The 2,713-nt window shown below is 70.6% G+C and carries 2 protein-coding genes; one reads left to right on the top strand and one right to left on the bottom strand.

Annotated features, from left to right (window positions below; genetic code table 11):
• Nucleotides 1-53 precede the first annotated feature (53 nt).
• A complete protein-coding gene (locus FNH08_RS48525; protein WP_152778282.1) occupies nucleotides 54-1,658 on the bottom strand; it encodes an ADP-ribosylglycohydrolase family protein in 1,605 nt (534 codons plus the stop codon).
• Nucleotides 1,659-2,074: 416 nt separating this feature from the next.
• On the opposite strand from FNH08_RS48525, the gene FNH08_RS48520 reads away from it, so the two are divergent.
• Nucleotides 2,075-2,689: a hypothetical protein gene (locus FNH08_RS48520; RefSeq protein ID WP_152778281.1), complete on the top strand. Its 615-nt coding sequence runs from the start codon at nucleotides 2,075-2,077 to the stop codon at nucleotides 2,687-2,689.
• Nucleotides 2,690-2,713: the final 24 nt, after the last annotated feature.

Raw genomic sequence — 2,713 nt, 5'->3', positions numbered from 1 at the left:
GCCCGAGAAGCGAGTCTTCTCGGGCAGGCCCGCACCGCTGTGTTGGCTCCGGGTCACGAAGTCCAGGGCGCCACCATGGACCTCCAGGACCTCGTGCGCGGCTTGCGCGGCGGGACGTCGCCGGTGGTCAGCTCGTACACCGCGTCGTACATCTCCGCGTGCGCCGGAAGCCGCCACTGTCCTCGCATCTTGCGGTGAAGGTCGTGCAGCGCCGCGCTCGGATCGGTGCCGTACGCCAGGAAGCTGTAAATCGCCGCGATGGCGGGAGTGCGGCTCTCGCCCGCCACGCAGTGCAGCAGCACGCGCTTGCCCTCGCGGCGCAGTCTGAGCACCTCCCGGGCCGCCTGGTCCATGGCGTAGTGGAGGTTGGCGTTCTGGCCGTCCTTGTCGACCAGCCATACACGGTGGTGCTCAACGTCCGTGTCCATGAGGATCGGGCCGGTGCCGACGCGGCACAGGGACACCACGGCGTCCACCGGAGCGGGGCCCTCGCAGGTGGTCACAGCCAGGTTGCCAAGCCACAGGCCCGGGTCGTCCGGATGCAGTACGGTCCGGGCCCGGCGGGAAGCGGGCGGGGAGGGCACGCGCGGCGCCGAGGGCCAGCCGTCGGAGTCTTCCTGACCGTCCTGGGCGGTGAGGACGGCGAGCCGGACGAGATCGGGTGCTGTGTTGTGGGGCCGGCCGTTGACGGCCTGCTGCCACTCCAGCGGGATCGCCGAGCAGCCCCACCGGGCGCCGAGCAGCGACCCCGCGATCGCGGCCACGGTGTCCGTGTCGGTTCCGGCCCGCACGGCCGCCTCCAGGGCGAGCCGGAAGTGCTCGGCCGGGAAGCTGCCATCGGTGGGACTCAGTTCCGGGACGGCGGTGCGGGTGATCGCGGACCATGCGGCCTGGAGGGCGTGCACCACCCAGCCGTTGTGGGTGAAGTGGTGCGGCGGGTTGGCCTCCGCCTCGTCCAGCCGCGCCGCCCACATCCGCCGCCGGTCCTCGGGCAGGAGTTCCAGCCCTTCCCGGACGCCGTCGAAGGTGCCGTTCAGCACGGCCGCGCGGATGCCGGAGCACCACAGGACACAGGCATCGAGGCAGTCCGGGTCGGCGTGGGTGAGTTCGCTGACGGTCGCGGCAGCCTCCGCCATGGCCTGGGGGTCGTCGAGGTACGCCAGGGCGACGATGCCCGTGCGCATGAGGCTGCCGTTTCCGGCGCTGCGGGCGTGGGCGGCGGTGAAGCGGCGCGAGGCCTCCAGCATGACGGCCCCGGGGGCTCCCCGGCCCTGGCGGGCGGCGCTGAGGACGGATCGGGTCTGGGATCCGACGTCGCTCGCGCCGCCGCTGATCCAGCCGAGGAAGTTGGTGGCGATCGCGTCGAGCGCTTCCGCGTCACGCAAGTCCCGTCCGGTGGCCGCGACTTCGGCGATGCACGTGTGCATCTGCGTGTCGTCGGAGTACTCCCCGGGGGCGTAGGGGCCGAGGCCGCCGCCGATCATCCGAGGCTGCTGGTCGTCTCGGAGGCGGGGTTTGAACTCGTAGGGCACGCCGAGGGCGTCACCCACTGCCGCGCCGAGGAGGACACCGGCGGCCCGGTCGGTGCTCAGCGCGTCGAGACGCGGCGCCAGCGTCCAGAGGGGCTCGGTGTGGTGGGCGGGACGGACACGGGACATACGGGTCTCCTCACGAGGGGGCCAACGAGTGGGCCAGGGGGTACGGCTGGATGTGGAGAGCTGCTGGACCGCTCGGTCGCGGTAGATGCAAGCGTCGGCGGCCCGGACGCCTCTGTGGGATCCAGGCGTAGAGGGCGGGCTTGGCCCGCGCCGCCCTGAACTGCTGGAATCCCGGCTTCGTGTTAACAGCCTGACATGCCGACATCAAGCCGTCAATATTTCTTAACTATTTTTCTATATGTATCGTGTTCTTTGTTGCGGCAAGCGGTCGCGCCGGGAAGCGCGAGGCGGGACCATCACCAGCCGCGCTCCGCCGAGCACCGTTCCCACCACTGACGGCGTCAACGGCCCGCCCCCAGGGCCCCGTTGGCCCCTAGCGCCCTTTCCAGCCCTCCGATTCCTCACTGGAGTGACCGATGACGCCCTCGTGGCGCAGCATCCCCATGCCTTCCGATGTCGCCCAACTCCCCCGCAACAGTGCCGGGCGTCCGGTTCCCGGCAATATCGCCTGGTACGAGGCCGACGACGACGGTTCGCTCCTCGTTGCCCAGGACCACGAGTGGGGCGGGCACCTCACCTGCCAGTGCACGCCGGGGCGCGGCACACCTAGGTTCGGAGAGCAATGTCCGGTACGGCAGCGGGAGTTCATGCTCCAACGGAAGTGCGGCCTGTGCACTCGGCCCATCGATCCCACGGCCCAGCTGGTCTTCATCGGCGAGACCAACGCCCGGTACTACCTGGAGCCGCCGCTCCATGAACCCTGCGCCGCCTACGCTCTGCAGGTGTGCCCGGTATTGCACGAGAACGGCGAACGTACCGAAGTCGCACTCACCCAGTCGTACGCACTGGCGGAAGACCGGATCACGGACATGACGGACGAGCGCGCACTGCGGCGCTCCACGTTCCCCTTCGGCCACCCGTTCGCCCCGTACCTGGGGATCCTGGAGTTCTTCCTCGCCGTCCCGCACGACCCTGAGCGCCCGCTCGCCCCGGTGTGGCTGGCCGAGCGCGCGCCGCAGTTGCCGGCCTGAGGATCTCCCGCCCCGGAAGGACCC

Origin of the sequence: Streptomyces spongiae, from assembly GCF_009377185.1 — a bacterium.
Lineage (GTDB): Bacteria > Actinomycetota > Actinomycetes > Streptomycetales > Streptomycetaceae > Streptomyces > Streptomyces spongiae.
The sequence above is the reverse complement of the archived record's forward strand: the minus strand, read 5'-3'. Positions and strand labels throughout refer to the sequence as shown.

Bases quoted from the DNA above. Each gene is read 5' to 3' on its own strand.
- FNH08_RS48525 (WP_152778282.1), bottom strand. From the start codon at position 1,658: ATGTCCCGTGTCCGTCCCGCCCACCACACCGAGCCCCTCTGGACGCTG.
- FNH08_RS48520 (WP_152778281.1), top strand. From the start codon at position 2,075: ATGACGCCCTCGTGGCGCAGCATCCCCATGCCTTCCGATGTCGCCCAA.